This is a genomic window from Antarctobacter heliothermus (assembly GCF_900188425.1).
Classification (GTDB): domain Bacteria; phylum Pseudomonadota; class Alphaproteobacteria; order Rhodobacterales; family Rhodobacteraceae; genus Antarctobacter; species Antarctobacter heliothermus.
This window is the reverse complement of record NZ_FZON01000049.1, coordinates 1-20,026: the sequence shown is the minus strand read 5'-3', so window position 1 is coordinate 20,026 and position 20,026 is coordinate 1. Positions and strand designations below refer to the sequence as shown.

21 protein-coding genes are annotated in these 20,026 nt (G+C 63.2%); 5 read left to right on the top strand and 16 right to left on the bottom strand.

Features of this window, described 5'->3' with window-relative positions; genetic code table 11:
• Window positions 1-47: 47 nt before the first annotated feature.
• Genes CHB90_RS19730 through hydA form a run of 3 tightly spaced genes read right to left on the bottom strand, consistent with a single transcriptional unit; the run spans window position 48 to window position 3,666 of the window.
• Window positions 48-830: an ABC transporter ATP-binding protein gene (locus CHB90_RS19730; protein ID WP_089279567.1), complete on the bottom strand. Its 783-nt coding sequence runs from the start codon at window positions 828-830 to the stop codon at window positions 48-50.
• Complete coding sequence (locus CHB90_RS19725; protein WP_089279566.1) at window positions 827-2,212, bottom strand: pyridoxal phosphate-dependent decarboxylase family protein; 1,386 nt, start codon at window positions 2,210-2,212, stop codon at window positions 827-829. Before CHB90_RS19725 ends, CHB90_RS19730 begins: the two co-directional genes overlap by 4 nt.
• The gene (hydA, locus tag CHB90_RS19720; RefSeq protein WP_089279565.1) at window positions 2,212-3,666 is read right to left on the bottom strand and encodes a dihydropyrimidinase; all 1,455 of its coding nucleotides are present in this window, start codon (window positions 3,664-3,666) and stop codon (window positions 2,212-2,214) included. The genes CHB90_RS19725 and hydA overlap by 1 nt, the downstream gene beginning before the upstream one ends.
• Before the next feature lie 74 nt (window positions 3,667-3,740).
• Here hydA and CHB90_RS26295 point away from each other — a divergent pair, with 74 nt between their 5' ends.
• Complete coding sequence (locus CHB90_RS26295) at window positions 3,741-4,007, top strand: hypothetical protein (protein ID WP_141135931.1); 267 nt, start codon at window positions 3,741-3,743, stop codon at window positions 4,005-4,007.
• 11 nt (window positions 4,008-4,018) lie between these two features.
• Here the strand turns inward: CHB90_RS26295 and CHB90_RS19710 are convergent, their stop codons facing one another.
• Complete coding sequence (locus tag CHB90_RS19710; RefSeq protein ID WP_089279563.1) at window positions 4,019-5,269, bottom strand: Zn-dependent hydrolase; 1,251 nt, start codon at window positions 5,267-5,269, stop codon at window positions 4,019-4,021.
• A 149-nt stretch (window positions 5,270-5,418) separates the two neighbouring features.
• On the opposite strand from CHB90_RS19710, the gene CHB90_RS19705 reads away from it, so the two are divergent.
• Window positions 5,419-6,054, top strand: a complete 636-nt coding sequence (locus CHB90_RS19705; RefSeq protein ID WP_089279562.1) for a TetR family transcriptional regulator C-terminal domain-containing protein — start codon at window positions 5,419-5,421, stop codon at window positions 6,052-6,054.
• On the opposite strand, the gene CHB90_RS19700 is transcribed toward CHB90_RS19705, so the two are convergent.
• The 5 genes from CHB90_RS19700 to CHB90_RS19680 all read right to left on the bottom strand — a co-directional run bounded on the left by CHB90_RS19700 (window position 6,051) and on the right by CHB90_RS19680 (window position 10,720).
• On the bottom strand, window positions 6,051-6,362 hold the full coding sequence (locus tag CHB90_RS19700) for a hypothetical protein (RefSeq protein ID WP_089279561.1): 312 nt from the start codon (window positions 6,360-6,362) through the stop codon (window positions 6,051-6,053). The genes CHB90_RS19705 and CHB90_RS19700 overlap by 4 nt on opposite strands.
• Window positions 6,363-6,513: 151 nt before the next feature.
• On the bottom strand, window positions 6,514-7,818 hold the full coding sequence (gene preA / locus CHB90_RS19695) for an NAD-dependent dihydropyrimidine dehydrogenase subunit PreA (protein WP_089279560.1): 1,305 nt from the start codon (window positions 7,816-7,818) through the stop codon (window positions 6,514-6,516).
• Between the two features lie 93 nt (window positions 7,819-7,911).
• Window positions 7,912-9,237: an NAD(P)-dependent oxidoreductase gene (locus tag CHB90_RS19690; RefSeq protein ID WP_089279559.1), complete on the bottom strand. Its 1,326-nt coding sequence runs from the start codon at window positions 9,235-9,237 to the stop codon at window positions 7,912-7,914.
• Window positions 9,238-9,420: 183 nt separating this feature from the next.
• Complete coding sequence (locus tag CHB90_RS19685; RefSeq protein WP_170941122.1) at window positions 9,421-10,083, bottom strand: OmpA family protein; 663 nt, start codon at window positions 10,081-10,083, stop codon at window positions 9,421-9,423.
• A 31-nt stretch (window positions 10,084-10,114) separates the two neighbouring features.
• Complete coding sequence (locus CHB90_RS19680) at window positions 10,115-10,720, bottom strand: OmpA family protein (protein ID WP_170941121.1); 606 nt, start codon at window positions 10,718-10,720, stop codon at window positions 10,115-10,117.
• Between the two features lie 132 nt (window positions 10,721-10,852).
• Here CHB90_RS19680 and CHB90_RS19675 point away from each other — a divergent pair, with 132 nt between their 5' ends.
• Entirely contained in the window at window positions 10,853-12,088 is a 1,236-nt protein-coding gene (locus tag CHB90_RS19675; protein WP_089279556.1) for a trypsin-like serine peptidase, read from the top strand.
• Window positions 12,089-12,167: 79 nt separating this feature from the next.
• On the opposite strand, the gene CHB90_RS19670 is transcribed toward CHB90_RS19675, so the two are convergent.
• From CHB90_RS19670 to CHB90_RS19645, 6 genes are all read right to left on the bottom strand, one after another.
• The gene (locus CHB90_RS19670) at window positions 12,168-12,857 is read right to left on the bottom strand and encodes an ABC transporter ATP-binding protein (protein ID WP_089279555.1); all 690 of its coding nucleotides are present in this window, start codon (window positions 12,855-12,857) and stop codon (window positions 12,168-12,170) included.
• Window positions 12,854-13,603 (bottom strand): ABC transporter ATP-binding protein, encoded by a 750-nt coding sequence (locus CHB90_RS19665; protein ID WP_089279554.1) that lies wholly within the window; start codon window positions 13,601-13,603, stop codon window positions 12,854-12,856. The genes CHB90_RS19670 and CHB90_RS19665 overlap by 4 nt, the downstream gene beginning before the upstream one ends.
• On the bottom strand, window positions 13,596-14,579 hold the full coding sequence (locus CHB90_RS19660; RefSeq protein WP_089279553.1) for a branched-chain amino acid ABC transporter permease: 984 nt from the start codon (window positions 14,577-14,579) through the stop codon (window positions 13,596-13,598). The genes CHB90_RS19665 and CHB90_RS19660 overlap by 8 nt, the downstream gene beginning before the upstream one ends.
• Window positions 14,580-14,679: 100 nt before the next feature.
• Entirely contained in the window at window positions 14,680-15,600 is a 921-nt protein-coding gene (locus CHB90_RS19655) for a branched-chain amino acid ABC transporter permease (RefSeq protein WP_089279552.1), read from the bottom strand.
• Window positions 15,601-15,675: 75 nt separating this feature from the next.
• A complete protein-coding gene (locus CHB90_RS19650; protein WP_089279551.1) occupies window positions 15,676-16,824 on the bottom strand; it encodes an ABC transporter substrate-binding protein in 1,149 nt (382 codons plus the stop codon).
• Between the two features lie 24 nt (window positions 16,825-16,848).
• On the bottom strand, window positions 16,849-17,085 hold the full coding sequence (locus tag CHB90_RS19645) for an Lrp/AsnC ligand binding domain-containing protein (RefSeq protein WP_089279550.1): 237 nt from the start codon (window positions 17,083-17,085) through the stop codon (window positions 16,849-16,851).
• Between the two features lie 125 nt (window positions 17,086-17,210).
• Between CHB90_RS19645 and CHB90_RS19640 the strand changes: the two genes are divergently transcribed.
• Both CHB90_RS19640 and CHB90_RS19635 read left to right on the top strand, forming a co-directional pair.
• Complete coding sequence (locus CHB90_RS19640) at window positions 17,211-17,996, top strand: SDR family NAD(P)-dependent oxidoreductase (protein WP_089279549.1); 786 nt, start codon at window positions 17,211-17,213, stop codon at window positions 17,994-17,996.
• 9 nt (window positions 17,997-18,005) lie between these two features.
• Entirely contained in the window at window positions 18,006-18,896 is an 891-nt protein-coding gene (locus CHB90_RS19635; RefSeq protein WP_089279548.1) for an SMP-30/gluconolactonase/LRE family protein, read from the top strand.
• 312 nt (window positions 18,897-19,208) lie between these two features.
• Here the strand turns inward: CHB90_RS19635 and CHB90_RS26290 are convergent.
• Window positions 19,209-20,026 (bottom strand): hypothetical protein (locus CHB90_RS26290; RefSeq protein ID WP_212591619.1); only part of this gene is annotated, 818 nt, incomplete at its 5' end.

The following is a 20,026-nucleotide window of genomic DNA, read 5'->3' as shown; positions in this document are numbered from 1 at the left end:
CGGGAGACCCTGGATCAGGTCTGGGGCGGGAATTGCCTGTGACACTCTCATTCCTCATACCCCGCGCGCAGTCCTTCGCGGACCCGGTGCGCCACCTCGATGAACTCGGGGCTATCGCGGATATCCAGCGGCCGTTCCTTGGGCAGCGGCGACACGATCACATCCGTGATCCGCCCGGGACGGGGCGACATCACCACGATATGCGTCGACAGATATACCGCCTCGGGGATCGAGTGGGTGACAAAGCCGATGGTCTTTTCCGTCTTGGCCCACAGCTTCAGCAGCTCTTCGTTCAGGCGGTCGCGCACGATCTCATCCAGCGCGCCGAACGGCTCATCCATCAGCAGGATATCGGCGTCAAAGGCCAGCGCCCTTGCAATGGACGCACGTTGCTGCATCCCGCCCGACAGTTGCCAGGGGAATTTCTTTTCAAAACCCGACAACTCCACAAGCTCCAGCACGCGCTTCACACGCTCGGCTTGCTCTGCCTTGGAAAACCCCATGATCTCCAGCGGCAACGCGATATTGCGCCCGATTGTGCGCCACGGATACAGCCCCGCCGCCTGAAACACATAGCCATAGGCGCGCGCACGTCGGGCCTCATCCGGGGTCATGCCGTTGACCGTCAGGCTGCCGCCCGTCGGGTGCTCCAGCGCCGCGATACAGCGCAAAAAGGTGGTCTTGCCGCAGCCCGAGGGGCCGATAAAGCTGACAAAACTGCCCTTTTCGATGTCCAGACTGACATCCTTCAGGGCATGCACTGGCCCGTCCGCGGTCTGAAAGGTCAGGTCCAGGTGACTGGCGCGGATCACCGCCGTTGTATCGGTCATGCAAGCCCTCGTGCTGCCAGTATGATTTCGTCTGCCAGCAGATCCACATCTGCGATCTGCGTGCCGTAGTTGGTCACCGACATCCGGATTACCTTGCGCCCGCGCCATTCGCCGTGGCTGGGATAGACGTGGCCGCGCCGTTGCACTTCGGCCAACGCGGCGTCGGTCAGGTCGTCACTGGCCAAGGCAACAATCACCTGATTGCTCACCACGTCGTTCAGCACATCCAGTCCCGGTTCCGCCGCCAGCCGCGCCGCCACATGTTCCGCAAGGGTACAGAGCCGCGTCATCAAATCCTCGACGCCTTGTCGGCCCAGATGCCGCAGGATGGCGTAGCTGGCCACACCGCGCGCACGACGCGACAGTTCCAGCGTCGTATCCGACGGATCCCAGTTTGCCGACAACGATGGAAGATAAGCCCCGCGCGCCGTCATCGACTCGACCAGGGCGGGGCGGTCGCGCACGATACACAGACCAGCATCGAACGGCGCGCTCAACATCTTGTGCAGATCGACGGCCCAGCTGTCGGCGTCTTCCACGCCGGCCAGCCGATCGCGCAGCGACGGCGCCGCCTTCAGCCACAACCCAAAGGCGCCGTCCACATGGACCCAGCCACCTGTTGCATGGACCAGCGCAATGGCCTCGGCGAAAGGATCAAAGGCCCCGGTGTTGATCTGTCCCGCCTGCAAGATTACCAGCGGCGGCGTGGTGCAGCGGTCAAGTGACTCGGCAAGCGCGGCGAGGCTGATCCGCCCCTGATCGTCGGTGCCCACCTGCACAACCCGCTTTGAACCCAGACCGGCATAGCGCAGCCCGGCAAGCGGCGCGGAATGGGCATCCGCGCCAATCAGCACCGGAAATTCGGGCGCGCCGAACAGGCCGTCCGCCTCGACGTCCCAGCCTTGCCGCGCCAACAGAACGTGGCGGGCGGTCATGATGCCTTGGGTGTTGGCGATGGTCGCGCCGGTGACGATGCCCACACCGCTGTCCGCAGGCAGCCCCAACAGGTCCAGACACCAGCGGCACACCGCCTCTTCGATCGCCGCCACCGCCGGGCTTTCCCACGAGGAGGCCGAGTTTTGCCCCCAGGCCGAAACAAGGGTTTCGGCCGCCACGCCAACTGGCATCGACCCGCCGCAGACATAGCCGAAAAACCGCGGCGAGGCGTGGCCATGCACACCCTCCGTGGCCTCCGCGGCCAGCTGTTCGATCACCGACGCCGCCGACGCGCCGCCCTGCGGCAGCGCCCCGGCAAAGCGGCCGGCAATCGCGTCCGGGCGCAAAGCCGGGGGCACGGTCCGCGCACCCAGCCCATCCCGAAAGGCGATGGCCATGCGCCCCGCCGCGTCGATTGCCGCGCTTTCGTCCGGTGTCAGGGTCATCAGACCCCGCTTGCGGGAATGCCGCTGCGTTTCACCGGACGCGGAGCGGTCAGCTCTTTCCAGGTGCTCAGCGCGGTGTTGGTCGGCGTGCCGCCCTTGCGTTCGACAAACTTGCCATGCCCTTCTTCAGAGGTCAGCACACCATCGGTCACCGCAACCTGCCCGCGAGTCAGCGTGTAACGCGGCAGGCCCTTGACCTCTTTGCCCTCGAACACATTGTAATCAATGGCAGACACTTGGTTCGCGGCCGCAATCGTTTTGGTTTTTGTCGGATCCCAGACCACGATATCCGCATCCGATCCGACCCGGATCGCCCCCTTGCGCGGGTAGCAGTTCAATACCTTGGCGATATTGGTCGAGGTCACGGCGACAAATTCCTCTTTCGTCAGGCGACCCGTTTCCACCCCATGCGTCCACAGCATCGGCATCCGGTCCTCAAGGCCGCCGGTGCCGTTGGGGATCTTGGTGAAATCGCCCAAGCCATAGCGTTTCTGATCAGTGGTAAAGGCGCAGTGGTCGGTGGCCACGACGCTCAGCGACCCGGACTGCAACCCGGCCCACAGGCTGTCTTGATGTTTCGCATTGCGGAAGGGCGGCGACATCACCCGGCGCGCGGCATGGTCCCAATCGGGATGGGCATATTCGCGGTCGTCCAGCGTCAGGTGCTGGATCAGCGGCTCACCCCAGACGCGCTTGCCCTGCTGGCGTGCACGGCGGATCGCCTCATGCGCCTCTTCGCAGGACACATGCACGATATACAGCGGCACACCCGCCATGTCGGCGATCATGATGGCGCGGTTGGCGGCCTCACCCTCGACCTGCGGGGGCCGCGAATAGGCATGCGCCTCGGGGCCGGTGTTGCCCTCGGCCAGCAGTCGCGCCTGAAGATCGGCGACCACATCGCCGTTTTCGGCGTGGACCATGGCGATGCCGCCCAGTTCCCCGATGCGCTGGAAGCTGGCGAACATCTCATCGTCCTGCACCATCAGCGCGCCCTTGTAGGCCATGAAGTGCTTGAACGTGTTGATGCCGCGCGTCTCGATCACAGTCTTCATCTCATCGAAGACCTGCTCGCTCCACCATGTCACCGCCATGTGGAAGGAATAATCGCAATGCGCGCGGGTCGATTTGTTGTCCCACATCTGCAGCGCGTCCAGCAGCCCCTGACCGGGCGAGGGCAGGGCGAAATCCACCACCATCGTGGTGCCACCTGCCAGCGCCGCCTGCGTGCCAGAATCGAAATCATCGGTGGAATAGGTGCCCATAAAGGGCATTTCCAGATGCGTATGCGGGTCGATCCCGCCCGGCATGACGTAACAGCCGGTGGCGTCGAGCTCCTTGTCGCCGCTCAGGTTGTCGCCAATCTCGATGATCTTGTCGCGGTCGACCAATACGTCCGCCTTCCAGCTGAGGTCCGCCGTGACGATTGTTCCGTTCTTGATGACTGTGGTCATTTTATCTTCCACTTCGTCGGTTGTTCGCTAGTCTGGATCATAGGATTAAACGTAGCGTAGGAATTTAGGGTCATATGGAAGTCACAAACGCGGATAGGCTTAGGCAAACCTTGGGCCGCCTGCTCGAACTTGCCACCAAGTCCGGTAAGGTTGCAGTAAGTATCACGGCAAAAGAACTTGACGATGCGACCGAGTTTAATCAAGGATCGCATCCGAACCAGATGCCTCAAGCTTCCAACGTTTTGAGAGAATTTTGCACTGCAAAAGACGAGATTGTCTACTCGCCGCCCAAAGGACAAGGTGGACGGCTCCAAGTGCGATTTAAATTGCCTCGCAGCTGACATCCGACAAATCACCCTTCAATCCCCGCCGTCTCCACCACCGCATGGAACAGCACGTCCGCACCCGCCTTGGCCCAGTCCTTGCTGATCTCCTCGGCCTCATTGTGTGACAGCCCGTCGACGCAGGGGCACATCACCATGGCCGTCGGCGCCACCCGGTTGATCCAGCAGGCGTCATGCCCCGCGCCCGAAATCAGGTTGCGATGCGTGTACCCCAGCCGTTCCGCCGCATTGCGCACCGCCGTGACACAGCCCTCATCAAAGTCCACCGGATCAAACCCGCCGACCTTTTCGAACTCGACCGACAACTCCATGTCGCGACAGATCTCCCCTGCCGCCACCTTCAAACGCGCCTCCATGTCCCGGATCACCGCCAGTTCGGGCGACCGGAAATCAACTGTGAACACGACCTTGCCGGGGATCACGTTGCGCGAGTTCGGGTAGACGTCGATATGGCCCGCAGCGCCCACCGCATGGGGGGCGTGGCTCAGGGCGATCTCCTCGACCTTTTCCAAGATACGCGCCATGCCCAGACCGGCGTTCCGGCGCATCGGCATCGGGGTGGACCCGGTGTGCGCGTCCTTGCCCGTCACCGTCACCTGCGTCCATGACAGGCCCTGCCCGTGGGTGACAACGCCGATATCGACGCCCTCAGCCTCCAGAATGGGCCCCTGTTCGATGTGCAACTCGAAAAAGGCATGCATCTTGCGCGCGCCCACTTCCTCGGCACCCTTCCAGCCGATCCGCTCCAGCTCGGCGCCAAAGGCCTTGCCCTCGGCGTCCTCACGCGCACAGGCCCAATCCTGTTCATGCACCCCGGCAAACACCCCGGACGACAGCATCGCGGGCGCGTACCGCGTGCCTTCCTCGTTGGTCCAGTTGGTGACCACGATGGGATGCTTGGTCTTGATCCCCAGATCGTTCAGCGACCGGATGATCTCCAACCCGCCCAGAACGCCCAGAACGCCGTCGTATTTGCCGCCCGTGGGCTGCGTATCCAGGTGAGAGCCGACATAGACCGGCAGCGCGTCCGGGTCCGTGCCCTCGCGCCGCGCGAACATGTTGCCCATGGTGTCCAGACCCATGGTGCATCCCGCGTCCTCGCACCATGCTTTGAACAGCGCGCGTCCCTCTGCGTCCTCATCGGTCAGTGTCTGGCGATTGTTGCCTCCGGCGACGCCGGGGCCTATCTTGGCCATCTCCATGAGGCTGTCCCACAGCCGGTCGGCGTTGATGGTCATGTTGGCTGCTGGTCCGGCCATGGCGTAACTCCCCGTCTTTTCCCCACTGCTGCGGGTGCTTTCCGATTTGACCAATCGGTCAAAAGAACGCTACCAGAGGAGCGTAGTCAGTCAAGCGTCCTGCCACCAAATCCGGCAGATGCGTTGAAAAGAGGCGAGCGGCGGCAGTCATGGTGGAAAAATCGGCATCCCTGCAAGAGGGCGACGCAGCGCCGCAGACCCGCATCCAGCGTGCCAAGCGGCGTCAGATCCTTGAGGCCGGGCTGACGGTGTTCTCCGAGGCCGGATTTCGCGGTGCCACGCTGGATCGAATCGCCGGTGAGGCGGGCCTGTCGAAACCCAACCTGCTGTACTACTACCCCTCCAAAGAGGCGATCTATGAGGCGCTGTTGCGTGACCTGCTGGCCACATGGCTGCACCCGCTGCAAGCCATTGATCCCAAGGGCGAACCGGTCGAGGAAATCCTGGCCTACGTCGAGCGCAAGCTACAGATGTCGCGCGATTTTCCACGCGAAAGCCGCCTGTTCGCCAATGAGATCGTGCAGGGCGCGCCGCGCATCATGCCCGCCCTCGAAGGCGAGTTGCGCGACCTTGTCGATACGCTGGCCAAGGTGATCAAAGGCTGGATCGCAGCGGGCCGCCTTGCTCCGGTCGACCCGCATCACCTGCTGTTCTCGGTCTGGTCCCTGACCCAGCATTACGCAGATTTCGACGTGCAGGTGCGGGCGGTGCTGAACGAAGATGATCCGTTTCCGGGGGCGGAAATCCATCTGGACACTCTGTTCCGGCGTTTGCTGACGCCCTAGCGGTCGCTGTCCCTACGAGACGTGCGCAACCCGTGCGCCCACTCCAGATAGCGGTCCTCGAGAACATGTTCGCAGACCTTGAACGACAGCCAGCAGGACAGCGACAGCGTCCCCCAAACCGCCAGTTCTGCCACTTGCCGAAGCGCTCCGTGCCGGATCGCCTCCCAGCCAAAGGTCTTGAGAAAGTCCAGACTGGCCATGGCTTGGGAAAACAGATTGACGGTCACAAAGGCAAAGGTGGCCGCCGCGATCCCGGCAAAGAGAAAGATCATGATCGTCGGCCAGCGCGTGATGTTGAGAAGGGCCAAGAAGAATCCTCCGCTTCAGTCGTTGTCCCGACTGTCCGTGGTGAAACTGGCCCAGCAGACCTGACCCAGCGGACGGCAAGATCATCGCGGCCTGACACCCTGATCGGTGTTGCAGGGTGGGCGCAGCGCCACCGCGCCGCGCCCACCGGTCTTATTCCGCCGCCTTCGCCATCGGGTTGTTCGGATGTGTCGTCCAGTTGGCGTAGTCGTTCGACACGGTCTGCCCCGTGCGCGGGTCGACCGCACCGCCCTCCATCCGCTCCATCGTGATGCAGTCCTCGACCGGGCAAACATCGACGCACAGGTTGCAGGCCACGCATTCCGCGTCGTTCACCTCGAACACCCGGCCCTCTTTCATCCAGATCGCCTGATGGCTGGTGTCTTCGCAGGCCGCATAGCAGCGTCCGCACTTGATGCAGGCATCCTGATCAATCTTCGCCTTGGTGACATAGTTCAGGTTCAGGTACTGCCAGTCGGTGACATTGGGCACCGCACGCCCGATGAAGTCGGCGGTTGTGCGATAGCCCTTTTCGTCCATCCACTGCGACAGGCCGCGCTTCATCTCTTCGACGATCTTGAAGCCATAGGTCATGGCGGCGGTGCAAACCTGCACGTTGCCACAGCCCAGCGACATGAACTCTGCCGCGTCGCGCCATGTGGTGACGCCGCCGATGCCGGAAATCGGCAGGCCCGCCGTCGCCGGGTCGCGCGCGATTTCGGATACCATCGACAGGGCGATGGGTTTCACCGCCGGGCCGCAATAGCCGCCGTGCGACCCTTTGCCGTCGATGGTGGGTTCCGGCGCAAAGCTGTCCAGATCGACAGAGGTGATCGAGTTGATGGTGTTGATCAGCGACACCGCATCCGCGCCGCCGTTGCGGGCCGCCGCTGCGGGTTTGCGCACGTCGGTGATGTTGGGCGTCAGTTTCACGATGACTGGCCGGTCATAGTACTGCTTGCACCAGCGGGTCACCATTTCGATGTATTCCGGCACCTGACCCACGGCGGCCCCCATGCCGCGTTCCGACATGCCGTGCGGGCAGCCAAAGTTCAGCTCGATCCCGTCGGCATTGGTCTCGGCCACGCGGGGCAGGATCGCCTTCCATGCCGCTTCTTCGCAGGGCACCATGATCGAGGCGATCAGCGCGTGGTCGGGGTAGTCGGCCTTGACCCGCGCCATTTCCTCCAGGTTCACCTCCAGCGGGCGGTCGGTGATCAACTCGATGTTGTTCAGACCCAGCAACCGACGGTCCGCACCGTAGATGGCACCATACCGCGGCCCGTTGACGTTGACGACGGGCGGGCCTTCTTCGCCCAGCGTCTTCCAGACCACACCGCCCCACCCGGCCTCAAAGGCGCGGCGGACGTTGTATTCCTTGTCGGTTGGCGGCGCAGAGGCCAGCCAGAAGGGGTTCGGGCTTTTGATGCCCAGAAAGTTCGATGTGAGATCAGCCATTCAAGTGTCTCCTCTGTCTCGTCGCGCCCCGGATGTGATCCGGGGCCTCATGGGGGGATGCAGAGGCCCCGGAACACGCCCGGGGCAGGTGTCTCATGCCATCAACGCCACATGTATATCCTCGGCCGCATCGCGCCCTTCGGCGACGGCGACCACGGTCAGATCCTCGCCGGGCGTGCAATCGCCCCCGGCCCAGACCCCGTCCATCGACGTGCGCCCGGTGTCGCTGACCTTGATCTTGCGGCGCTCCTGTTCCAGCCCGTCCGCCGGGGCCAGCGTTTGCCCGATGGCGCGGAACACCTGATCCGCGGGCAGGCGCATTGTCTCGCCGGTGCCGGTCACGCGGCCATCCACGACCTGCGTATACTCCAGCTCTATCTCGGCCACCGCACCATCGCCGTGCATGGCCACCGGCATCACGTTGCACAGCAGATGCACGCCCTTGGACGCCGCCAGATCCTGCTCATACCGGCTGGCGGGCATCTCGGCCTGTGAGCGCCGATAGGCCAACGTCACGGATTGCGCGCCCAGCAGCTTGGCCTGCACGGCGGCATCCACCGCCGTCATGCCGCCACCGATCACCACAACATTGCGTCCAACCGACACGGAGGCGCGGTCCTCGGCCTGCCGCAGAGCGGAGATAAAGCTCACCGCATCCTCGACCCCGGCCATCTCGCCGCCGTCGATCTCCAGCAGGTTCACCCCGCCCAGACCCATGCCCAGGAACACCGCGTCAAAGTTTTCCACCAGACCGTCCAGCGTCACCTCGACCCCCAGCGACCGGCCATGTTCGATGGTGATTCCGCCGATGCCCAGCAGCCAGTCGACCTCACGCGCGGCAAAATCATCGACCGTCTTGTAGGTGGCGATGCCGTATTCGTTCAGACCGCCCGGTTTCGGCTTGGCCTCATAGATCACCACCTCATGGCCCTTCATGGCCAGACGGTGCGCGCAGGCCAGACCCGCCGGGCCAGCCCCCACAACCGCGACCCGCTTGCCCGTTGCCTCGGCGCGGGCAAACGGATGCCCCTGCCGCGCCATCAGGCTGTCGGTGGCAAAGCGTTGCAGCCTGCCGATCTCGACCGGCTTGCCCTCGGCGGTCTCACGCACACAGACCTCTTCGCACAGCGTCTCTGTCGGGCAGACGCGGGCGCACATGCCGCCAAGGATGTTCTGCTCAAAGATGGTGCGCGCCGCGGCCTCTGACATGCCGGTCGAAATCTGCCGGATGAACAGCGGAATATCGATGTCGGTGGGGCAGGCCGTCACGCAGGGCGCGTCATGGCAGAAATAGCAGCGATCCGCCGCAACCGCCGCCTCATGCCCGTCGCAGGGGGCGTGAAGGTCTTCGAAGTTTTGCGCCAATTGCTCCTGGCTGAGGCGCCCGGACGTGATGCCGGGTGTCTGCGGGCTGGTCATGGCCTCTCCCTGTTCTCCTGTTGTCTGGAGTCAGCGTGCCACAAGTCGAAATTTTATCAAACGGTAAAATTTACCGGCGACGCGAAAATTGTCTCCATCCGGAGGGCATGCCCGGAAAACCGGCATGAAAAAGGGGGCCGCTCGGGCCCCCCATTGCCATGGTCATGTCCCGCAAATTCGGGATCAGGTGCCCGGAACCAGCACCAGTTGCACACGCCGGTTTTCGGCCGAGTCGGGAAAACGCGAATTCTTGAGGTAATCGAATCCGACGCCCACCGCCTCAATCTGCGAAGGCGACATGCGCAATGTCGACCGGACGTAGCGCGCCACCGAATCCGCCCGGCGTCTGGACAGTTCGCGGTTGTAGACGGCGCTGCCGACACCATCGGTATGACCGATGAAGATCAGCTTGCTGCCCTGCAGGCGCGGGTCGGCCAATGCGTTGGCCAGCGTCGACAGCTTGGCCATGGCCTGCGGCGACAGCTGGTCGGAATCGTAGGCAAACAGCACCTCAAGGTCGATGGTTGGCAGCGGCTCTGCCGCCTTTGTCCGGTCGGTGACGGCAATCGCCGTGGACGGCGTGCCCGCGACAACGGGCGGCTTGGGCTTGCGCTCGACCACGCCCAGATTGACAACATCGTCCAGTGAGAACTTGGTGCCGCCGCTGAATTCGTTGCTGGCACAGGCTGATGCGTCCAGCAGGCAATCGCGCATCTCGGATGCGGCGACGTCGGGCTTGGGATCGTCATCCAGCGAAAAGGAATCCAGCGTCACGGTCGACTGGGCAAGCGCCAGACCGGGCAGAACGGTGGCGGCAAAAGCGGCGAGATAAAGGGATTTGGTCATGGCGGGGTCCAGCTTTGTCTTGTGAACGGGGTCAGGTGTTCGGGAGTAGTACCAGTTGCACGCGGCGGTTCGCTGCCGCCTCCGGCGCGGCAGGGGTCTTGAGATCGTCAAAGCCTTGACCCACCGTCTTGATCCGGCTCGGGTCCAGGCCCAGCGCGGCGCGGATATAGCCCGCCACCGCATCGGCACGGCGCTGCGACAGCGCCTTGTTGTAGGCTGCGCTGCCCACCGCGTCGGTATGGCCGATGAACAGCAGCGAGCCACCGTCAAGACCGGGGTCGGTCAGGGCCGTGGCCAGCGACGACAGTTTCATTTCGGCCTCGGGCGTCAGCGCATCCGAGTCGTAGGCGAACAGGATCTCCAGATCTATAGTCGATAACGGCTCCGAACTGGCCTCCGCTGCACTCCGGTCGATCACGCCAAGGTTGACCACGTCCTCCAACGACAACTTTTTGGTCGTCTTGAACTCGGTGTTGGTACAGGCGCCGGGATCGGCGAGGCAGGTACGCATTTCCGCAGCCTCGCCAACGGGATCATCGTCCAGCGAAATCGACTTGAGGGTCTGAACCGAGTCCGCAGGCAACACCGTTGGGCAGGCCAGAACCACGCAAGCGGCGGAAAGAATATGCTTGATCACAAAAACCTCCGTGCAAATCACGTCCAAAGATAACCCAACCAGTCGCATTTTTCCAGATAGAGCATTTTTTCCGCGCAGGCAGGTCGGGTTTTGCTATGCTCGGCACAGGTTCTTTCCGACCAGAGGATTTTCATGTCATTTGCCGTTCGCCTGACCGCCGCCCTCACCGCCGCCCTCACCGCCGCGCCGCTTGTCGCGGGTCCGGTGCCGCTTGAGGGGTTCCAGACCGAAGTCAGCGTCACAGGCTACAACAATGAGCCGATCAACACCTATTCCGAAAACGCGGATTTCCGCAAACTCGGGCGCGGTGTGGGCATGTTGCAGATCGTCCACGACGCTGGCCAGAACCCCTGCACCGCCTTTCTGGTCGACGACACACATCTGCTGACCAATCACCACTGCATCCCCGGCGTGCTCAAGGATCCGCGCATCGGGGCCACCAAATTGATCTCGCTGACCTGGGTTGCAGGCTTTCTGGAACCGGGCCGCGCGGATGAGGCGCGGCGTTTTTCTGTCAATCCCGATCCTGTCGAAACCTCGGCAGAGCTGGACTATACCATCCTTGAGGTGACCGGCGTGCCGACGGATCTGTTCCCGCCGCTGCCGCTGACCGATCTCGATGCGACCGAGGGGATGCCCTACTGGATCATCGGCCATCCGCTGGGCAAATCCCAACACATCAGCCGCGAAGGCTGTCGCGCCGCCCGCCCGCCGATCGGCCCCGCGCCAGAGGTGCAGGACGGCGTCCGTTTGCGCCATCTCTGCGATACATTGGGCGGAAATTCGGGATCACCCATCATCGACAGTTCATCGCGCAAGGTCATCGGGCTGCACAATTCCGGCATTGAGAAGATCGGCGTGAACTTTGGCATCCCGATGGCAGAAATCCTTGCGGTCTCAAAGGTGCTCAAGATCCAGCCGGACCCGGACCCCCGCCCGACCCCGGACCCCAAGCCGCTGTCGCTGATCATGACGTTGTTCCCCAAGGAACTGGGGGTCGGGCAAGAGCTGTCCATCGTCGCCGACGTCCCGACCGGCTGCACGCCTGCGTTTGTCGATATCTCCCCCAATCGCAAACTGACGCCGATCCCGCTGGAGGTGTTCGAAAAGGTTGAACTCAACACCCTTCAGACCCGGTATCAGGTCACCGCGACCAGCACCTATGGTCTGGAAATCCAGCAAGAGGATGAAAAGGGGCCGCACAACATCGGCTACCTGTGCAGCCCGAGCGGCGTGGCCGACGCGGCCCAGCTCAAGGCGGCGCTGCGGTTGGTCGTAGCTGCATTGGCGCAGGGCAAACTGGACGGAACCGTGACCATCGACAGCGGCCCCGTCGGTTACAGCTTTGGCACCTATGTGGTCAAATGAACGGGCTTTGGCGCTGCGGTCCGGTCGGCTCGGCACCGTCACAGGGGCCCGTGCCGGTCAGGCGCGGGCAGGGCTGACCTCAGACACCCAGGTATCGTTGCGCCAGATCGGGCGGCAATCCCTCCAACGCGCCGCTCCAGATCGAGCGGCCCCGAGCAAGGATCACCGCGCGGTCGGACACCGCCGTCAGGTCTTTCAGGCTCTTGTCGATGATCAGGATCGCCAGCCCGCTGTCGCGCTTCAACCGCCCGATCGCCTCCCAGATCTCGGCGCGGATCAACGGGGCAAGCCCCTCTGTCGCCTCGTCCAGAATCAACAGCCGGGGGTTGGTCATCAACGCCCGCCCGATGGCCAGCATCTGTTGCTCACCGCCTGACAGCGACCGCGCCACCTGCGCCTGACGTTCTGCCAGCCGGGGAAACAGCCGCCCGACAGCAGCCATATCCCATGCGCCGGGACGCGCCGCCGCGATCAGGTTCTCCTGCACCGTCAGGTCCGCAAAACAGCGCCGTCCTTCGGGCACCAGCCCAATCCCCAACCGCGCCGCGCGGTGCGACGGAAGACGGCGCAAATCCCTGCCATCAAACGAAATCCCGCCCTCGGCCCGCATCATCCGGCAGATGCAGCGCACCGTCGTGGTCTTGCCCATCCCGTTGCGCCCCATCAGCGCCACAACTTCACCGGCCGCCACCTCAAGGTCCACGCCAAACAGCGCCTGACTGCTGCCATACCGCGCCTCCAGCCCGCTCACCTGCAACAGCGCGCTCATGCCGCGTCCCCCAGATAGGCCTCACGCACGGCAGGGTCGGCGCGGATCTCCGCCACCGTCCCGCTGGCAATCACCCGCCCGTAGACCAGCACGCTGATCCGGTCCGCAAGGGCAAAGACCGCGTCCATGTCATGCTCGACCAACAGGATCGGTGCCTCGGCGCGCAACCCGTCCAACAACCCGGTCAACCGCGCCGACCCTTCGGTGCCCAGTCCCGCCATCGGCTCATCCATAACGAAACACTTGGGCGCCAGCGTCAACGCCACCGCCACCTCCAATTGCCGCCGCTGCCCGTGGCTCAACTCCGCCACCCGCATCCGCGCCTGATCCGTCAGACCAACCCGCGCCAACGCCGCCTCTGCCCGGTCCCGCAGCGCCCCCCGGCGCGCCACCGGGCGCAGCATGTCAAAGGGCCGCCCGGCGGCCCCCAACGCCCCCAGCAGCGCGTTCTGCAACACCGTGTCTTCCATCGCCAACTGGCTGATCTGAAAGGTCCGCGCCAGCCCCGCCTTGGCCCGCCCCGGCACCGCCAGCGCCGTCACATCGCGCCCGCCCAACAGGACCGCCCCCGCATCCGGCACAATTGCGCCGCTGATCTGGCCAATCAGCGTCGACTTGCCCGCGCCATTCGGCCCGATCACCGCGTGGATCTCGCCCGGACGCAACTCGATCGACACATCCTCCGTAGCCTGCAACGCGCCAAACGCCTTGAACAACCCGCGTGTCTGCAAAACAGCCTCAGTCATGCCCCCGGCCCCTCCCGGCGATCACACCAATCAAACCGCCCCGCCCGAACAGCACGACCCCCAACAGCAACAGCCCGAACCAGATGTGCCAATAGTCCGACACCCCGCCCAGGAAATGCTCCAACGCCACAAACAGCACCGCCCCCGCGACCGGCCCAAACAGCCGCGCAGTGCCGCCGATGATGATGAAGACAATGAACTCTCCCGACAGTTGCCAGCTGAACATGGTGGGCGACACAAACCGGTTCAGATCGGCAAACAGCGCCCCCGCCAACCCGGTGATCGCGCCCGAAATAACAAAGGCCAGCAACCGCAACCGGAACGGATCCAGCCCCACGGCGCGCACCCGGTCCGGCACCTGCCGCGCGGCATTCAACGCCAGCCCGAATGGCGACCGCAACAGCACCGCGTTAAAGGCAAGCGCCGCACAGAGCAGCACAAGACACAGGCCGTAAAACTGCACCGGCACCAAGGTGTTCAGCCCCGGAAAGCCGTTGCGCACATAGATCGACATGCCATCCTCGCCGCCATAGGCCGACCAGGAAATGGCGAAATAATAGAACATCTGCCCAAAGGCCAAGGTGATCATGATGAAATAGACACCGCTGGTGCGCAGCGACAGCAGCCCGATCCCCAGCGCCACCAGCGCCGAAAAGACCACCGCCACCAGCCAGATCACCGGCATCGACTTGGTCCCCTCAACCACAAAAGGCCACTCCATCAGCGGCGCATAGGTCTGCGCATGAAACGCAAGGATGCCCATGGCATAGCCGCCGACACCAAAGAACACCGCATGCCCAAGGCTGACCAACCCGCCGATCCCCAGCGCAATGTTCAACCCCACCGCCGCCAGCGACAGGATCACCGCCCGCGTCGCCAGCGTGATGGTAAACGGCGCGTCGCTCAGATGCGCATACAGCGGCAGCGCCACCAGCCCCGCCAGAACCACTAGGTTGAAAACCGCTTCCCGGCTCATCCGCACGCGCCGCCCCTTCGTGTTTCTTCTGGCCAAAAATATCCCGGGGAGTCGCAGCTTGGCTGTGACGGGGCAGAGCCCCCCTTGCGCGCCCTCTCCCTCATGCCCGCGCTCCGAACAGGCCGGTGGGCCGCCAGATCAGCACCATCGCCATCAGGATGTAAATCGCCATCGACGACAGCGACGCGCCGGTCTGCGTCGCCGCCGCCGGGGCCATGAACAGCTTGAACAGTTCCGGCAGGAATACAGATCCCAGGGTCTCGGTCAGCCCCACCAACAACGCGCCGATCAGCGCGCCCTTGATGCTGCCGATGCCGCCAATCACGATGGTGACAAAGGCCAGGATCAGCACCGGCTCGCCCATGCCCACCTGCACCGACTGGATCGCGCCCACCAACGCGCCGGCCAGACCGGCCAGCGCCGCCCCCAGCGCAAAGACAAAGGTGTACAGCCGGTCGATATCGACCCCCAGCGCGGCAATCATCTCACGGTCATTCTCTCCGGCGCGGATCTGCACGCCAATCCGCGTCCGCGCGATCAGCCAGAACAGCCCCGCCGCCACCACCAGACCAATGACAATCAGCGCCAGCCGGTACAGCGGATACTGGATGCCAAAGGGCAGGGCGACCGGCCCGGCCAGCGCCGGTGGCACGTCCAGATACAAGGGAAACGACCCAAAGACCCAGCGCGTGCCTTCGGAAAAAATCAGGATCAGCGCAAAGGTTGCCAGAACCTGGTCCAGATGGTCGCGGTCATACAGCCGCCGGATCACCACCAGCTCAATCAGTGCACCCGCCGCCGCCGCCCCCGCCAGCGCCGCGACCAGCCCCAAGGCAAACGACCCGGTTGCCGCCGCCACCGCCGCCGCGCAAAACGCGCCGACCATATACAGCGACCCATGCGCCAGATTGATCAGCCCCATGACGCCAAAGATCAGCGTCAGACCGGCGGCCATCAGGAACAGCATGATGCCGAACTGCAAGCCGTTCAGGACTTGCTCGGCAATGAGGATCAGGGACATGAGGGGGGAATACCTTTGGTGCCGACGCGTGCGCGCATCGCGGGGGCAGGCGGCACGCCGCCCGCCCCTCTGTCGTCACATCTTGCAGTCAACACCGTAGGGGTCGGCATAATCTTCGGCCGCCGGACCAACCAGACGGTTGGTGACCACGTCGCCCTCCTTGATCACTTCGCGCATGTAGATGGTCTGGATCGGATGGTGGTTGTCGGCAAACTTGAACGCCCCGCGCACCGATTGGAAATCCGCCGCCTTCAGCGCCGCGCGGAACGCATCCGCGTCCGTCACATCCGCCGCAGCCGTGGCTGACACCAACAGCAGCGCGGTATCAAACCCCTGCGCCGCATAGATCGACGGCAGACGTCCGTATTTCTCGCTGAACGAGGCCACGAACTCGGCATTCCCCGGCACGTCCAGATCCTTGGACCAATGGGCGGTGTTCTTGACGCCCAGTGCTGCGTCGCCAATCGCGCCCAGGATGCCCTGATCAAAAGAGAACGCAGGCCCGATCACCGGCACCTCTGCGCCAGAGCCGGAGTATTGCTTCATAAAGGAAATCCCCATCCCGCCGGGCAGGAAGTAATACAGGATATCCGCGTCCGAGGCCCGGATTTGCGCAATCTCGGCGGCGTAGTCGGTCTGGCCCAGCTTGGTATAGACCTCTGCGGCGATCTCCCCGCCAAAGCCGCGCTTGAACCCGGTGATCGCATCCTGACCCGCCGGATAGTTGGGCGCCAGAACAAAGGCCTTTTTCGACCCGTCCGCCGCCGCATAGGCGCCCGCCGCCTCATGGTAGGCATCGTTCTGCCATGCGACGTTGAAATAGTTCGGGTGACAGCCCCGTCCGGCCAGCTGCGACGGACCCGCATTGGGCGACAGGTAGAATTTGCCCTGCGCCGTCACGCTTGGCACCACCGCCATGGCAAGGTTCGACCAGATGATGCCCGTCAGCACGTCCACCTTTTCCGACTGCACCAGCTTGTCCGCCAGTTGCACTGCCACGTCCGGCTTGCGCTGGTCATCCTCGATCACCACCTCGATGTCGTCGCGCCCCGACTGTTCCAGCGCCAGCAGGAACCCGTCGCGCACGTCAATGCCCAGACCCGCGCCGCCACCCGACAGCGTGGTGATCATCCCCACCTTCACCTCTGCCGCCGCCGCGGTTGCCAGCGCGGCACAAACCGCGCCGCCCATTGCCACTGTCTTGGCCAAAGTTTTGAAATTCATGAAATTCTCCCCGTCGTCTGTTGTCTAGAACGCCCGAAACGTCAAAGTTGTCAGGGTGCGCTCGATCCCGTCTATATCCAGCAGGTTGTCGTTGATGAACTTGCCCGTGTCGTCGTCTTCCGGAATGTACATCTTGAGCAGCAGGTCATACTCGCCACTGGTCGAGTACAGCTCGGAATGGATTTCGCGCAGGGCGATGTCTCCGGCCACGCGATAACCCGTGCCGGGACGGCATCTGATCTGGACGAATACGCAGTTCATGGAACCCTCTCTTGCGGTGTGCCCAGACTAGACCCGATATCGCGCCGCGATTCCAGCCCTTTGAGGGTCTTGCGCAACCCGCCCCGTCGCGTGACAGTAGCGGCACGATCATGGGGAGGACCGCGATGGACGAGACCCGGAAGACAACCGCCGTCCACCCGGACCTGCGCGGTGCATCGGTGTTCATCACCGGCGGTGGCGCCGGGATCGGGGCCGCCCTGACAGAGGCGTTCCTGCAGCAGGGGGCAAAGGTCGCCTTTGTCCAGCGGTCGGATGTCTCGGTCTTTTGCGACCGGATGGAAACCCGGCACGGCAACCGCCCGCTGTTCATCCGCTGCGATGTCACCGATGAACCTGCCCTGCGCGCCGCCATGGCCAAGGCCGCCAAGGCGCATGGCCCGATCACCGTGCTGATCAACAACGCCGCCAATGACACCCGCCATGACACGCTGACCACCACGTCCAAGGAATGGGACGCGCTGATCGCGGTCAACCTCAAGAGCTATTTCCTCACCACCCAGATTGCCGTGCCGATGATGCAGGCGGCGGGGGGCGGGGCAATCGTCAACTTCAGCTCCATCAGCTACATGGTCGGCATGGGCGAGATGACCGCCTACACCACCGCCAACGGCGCCATCACCGCCATGACCCGTGGCCACGCGCGTGAGTTTGGCCGCGATGGCATCCGCGTCAACGCCGTCGCCCCCGGCTGGGTGCTGACCGAACGCCAGTTGCGCCTCTGGGCCGATGAAGAGGCGCTGGCCGCCTTCCTGCCCAAACAATGCCTTGGCCGCCACCTGGAGCCGATGGACCTTGCCGGTCCGGTGCTGTTCCTGGCCTCGCAGGCCAGCGCCATGATCACCGGGCAATGCCTTGCCGTCGATGGCGGCGTTGTCACCGTTGCCGCCTGAGGAAACCCCATGACCCAATGCACCACCCTGTCCGACACTCGCTGCATCCTTGGCGAGGGCGCGCTCTGGCACCCCCAGCGGGGCACCTTCCTGTGGTTCGATATCCTTGGCCACCGCCTCTATGAACACGATGGCACCTCGCAACACCACTGGCAGTTCGACCGCGCCGTCTCTGCTGCTGGCTGGGTGGACGACACCCGCCTGCTGATCGCCTCCGAACGCGACCTCTTTACCTTCGACCTTGCCGCCGGAACCGAAACCCATGTGGTCGATCTGGAGGCGGACAATCCCGTCACCCGCTCCAACGATGGCCGCGCGGACCCTTTGGGGGGCTTCTGGATCGGCACGATGGGCTACAACGCCGAAGCCGGAGCAGGGGCGATCTATCGCTACTACAAGGGCGAATTGCGCAAGCTGTATCCGGGCATCTCCATCCCCAACGCCATCTGCTTTTCCCCGGGCGGCGAACACGCCTATTTCACCGATACCGCAACCAAGATCATCCGCCGCGTCGCGCTGGACGCCGAGGGCTGGCCCGCAGGCGACCCCTCAGATTGGCTGGACCTGAACCCCGAAGGACTAAACCCCGACGGCGCCGTCACCGACGCGCAGGGGAACCTCTGGAACGCCCAATGGGGTGCCTCCCGCGTCGCCTGCTATTCCCCGGACGGAGCGTTCCTGCACGCACTTCCCCTACCCACACCCAAGATCACCTGCCCCAGCTTCGGCGGCCCCGACCTGACCACGCTTATGCTCACCTCCGCCAGCGAAGGGCTGTCAGAGGACGACACGGCGGCAGGCAACACCTTTGTGTTTGAGACAGAGGAGAAGGGGAGAGAGGAGCCGAGGGTGTTGTTGGGGAAGGACCGGCGATTGTCCGACGTGGGTCAGTTCCTCTGACCGAAGTCGCCCGTTTCAGGCTGTCAAGAACGGTGGTTTTCGCCGGTGCCACAAATCCCTTTCAGAACTGCTTTTCAGTGAACCGCGTGTGGCCAAAAGGTAAGGTTATGTTCCTCGGCGAACCTAGGGCCGGTAAGTTTCAATATTTTCAATTTATCCTGTTGTGCGTACACCACAAGAAGCCACTCGTATGCTGTCACAAGCCCCAACGATACATGCGAACACGGGTGTTCTCGGGTCGCCTTCATCCATCTTAGCAACTGGTCCGAAATCCCGCGACCACCTCTGACGAAAACGTAGGAGTCTGCCAAGTTAACCTTGGTACAGACAGGCTCCGCCTGTACCGCCTCCCTTTTTCCCTAATGCGAGAACCCCCGGCGCCACGATCTTCGGCTCCAAATTTTCCGGGACCTGTTTGCCGTTTTCCTTTGCCCATTTGACGGCTTCTGCGGTATCGGATTCCTCACCAAACTCTTCTGGGACAGAGATGGCTAACGTTCCGCTAAAATCTTGAGAACATGTAACAGCGGGTTTCCAAGGTGCTCTTATTGCTAATCCTGCGTCGTTATCGTACAGAATTTCACCGTCGCACAGAGGGTTACCGGCCCCCCAAGCAACCTTGATGCGCTGCCTACCCGGATCACCATCAACCCAAACAAGCGTTTTTCTACCTATATCGCCGCACGTGTTGCCAAAGCCATGATCAAGGTGACTGCGAAGCACAGCTTTCCCCTCAAGTATTTCAACATAATAGGCGTGGATATTGTGTCTCTCTTTGCCTTCAACGAAAAGGAGGATGAAGCCGTTCTCCTTCACCCACGCTTGGTTCCACCCCCACTTTACTCTTTGATTTCCGACTTTATCCAAGCGTTCACTGGCCAAAACATTTCCGCCATAGGTCAAGAGAATGTCGCCCGCTGTCGTGTGCTGCAAACACACCTCACTTGAGGCCGATGGAAGGTTTGCCTTCGTACAAAGATACGAATCGGCAAGCGCACCTGTTGCTAGGCCAAAAAAAATCGAGCTAAATAAAAGAAGCCCTCTATAGAAATGCATCGTGTCGACCTCCAAAGTATCCGTCCGCTGTCGCCGCTCTGACGAGCGGAACCCTCGGCTGATAGTGTCCACCA

What these genes read in the sequence shown, in the direction of transcription:
- CHB90_RS19730 (WP_089279567.1), bottom strand. Translation starts at nt 830, where the DNA reads ATGACCGATACAACGGCGGTGATCCGCGCCAGTCACCTGGACCTGACC.
- CHB90_RS19725 (WP_089279566.1), bottom strand. Translation starts at nt 2,212, where the DNA reads ATGACCCTGACACCGGACGAAAGCGCGGCAATCGACGCGGCGGGGCGC.
- hydA (WP_089279565.1), bottom strand. Translation starts at nt 3,666, where the DNA reads ATGACCACAGTCATCAAGAACGGAACAATCGTCACGGCGGACCTCAGC.
- CHB90_RS26295 (WP_141135931.1), top strand. Translation starts at nt 3,741, where the DNA reads ATGGAAGTCACAAACGCGGATAGGCTTAGGCAAACCTTGGGCCGCCTG.
- CHB90_RS19710 (WP_089279563.1), bottom strand. Translation starts at nt 5,269, where the DNA reads ATGGCCGGACCAGCAGCCAACATGACCATCAACGCCGACCGGCTGTGG.
- CHB90_RS19705 (WP_089279562.1), top strand. Translation starts at nt 5,419, where the DNA reads ATGGTGGAAAAATCGGCATCCCTGCAAGAGGGCGACGCAGCGCCGCAG.
- preA (WP_089279560.1), bottom strand. Translation starts at nt 7,818, where the DNA reads ATGGCTGATCTCACATCGAACTTTCTGGGCATCAAAAGCCCGAACCCC.
- CHB90_RS19690 (WP_089279559.1), bottom strand. Translation starts at nt 9,237, where the DNA reads ATGACCAGCCCGCAGACACCCGGCATCACGTCCGGGCGCCTCAGCCAG.
- CHB90_RS19685 (WP_170941122.1), bottom strand. Translation starts at nt 10,083, where the DNA reads ATGACCAAATCCCTTTATCTCGCCGCTTTTGCCGCCACCGTTCTGCCC.
- CHB90_RS19675 (WP_089279556.1), top strand. Translation starts at nt 10,853, where the DNA reads ATGTCATTTGCCGTTCGCCTGACCGCCGCCCTCACCGCCGCCCTCACC.
- CHB90_RS19670 (WP_089279555.1), bottom strand. Translation starts at nt 12,857, where the DNA reads ATGAGCGCGCTGTTGCAGGTGAGCGGGCTGGAGGCGCGGTATGGCAGC.
- CHB90_RS19665 (WP_089279554.1), bottom strand. Translation starts at nt 13,603, where the DNA reads ATGACTGAGGCTGTTTTGCAGACACGCGGGTTGTTCAAGGCGTTTGGC.
- CHB90_RS19660 (WP_089279553.1), bottom strand. Translation starts at nt 14,579, where the DNA reads ATGAGCCGGGAAGCGGTTTTCAACCTAGTGGTTCTGGCGGGGCTGGTG.
- CHB90_RS19655 (WP_089279552.1), bottom strand. Translation starts at nt 15,600, where the DNA reads ATGTCCCTGATCCTCATTGCCGAGCAAGTCCTGAACGGCTTGCAGTTC.
- CHB90_RS19650 (WP_089279551.1), bottom strand. Translation starts at nt 16,824, where the DNA reads ATGAATTTCAAAACTTTGGCCAAGACAGTGGCAATGGGCGGCGCGGTT.
- CHB90_RS19645 (WP_089279550.1), bottom strand. Translation starts at nt 17,085, where the DNA reads ATGAACTGCGTATTCGTCCAGATCAGATGCCGTCCCGGCACGGGTTAT.
- CHB90_RS19640 (WP_089279549.1), top strand. Translation starts at nt 17,211, where the DNA reads ATGGACGAGACCCGGAAGACAACCGCCGTCCACCCGGACCTGCGCGGT.
- CHB90_RS19635 (WP_089279548.1), top strand. Translation starts at nt 18,006, where the DNA reads ATGACCCAATGCACCACCCTGTCCGACACTCGCTGCATCCTTGGCGAG.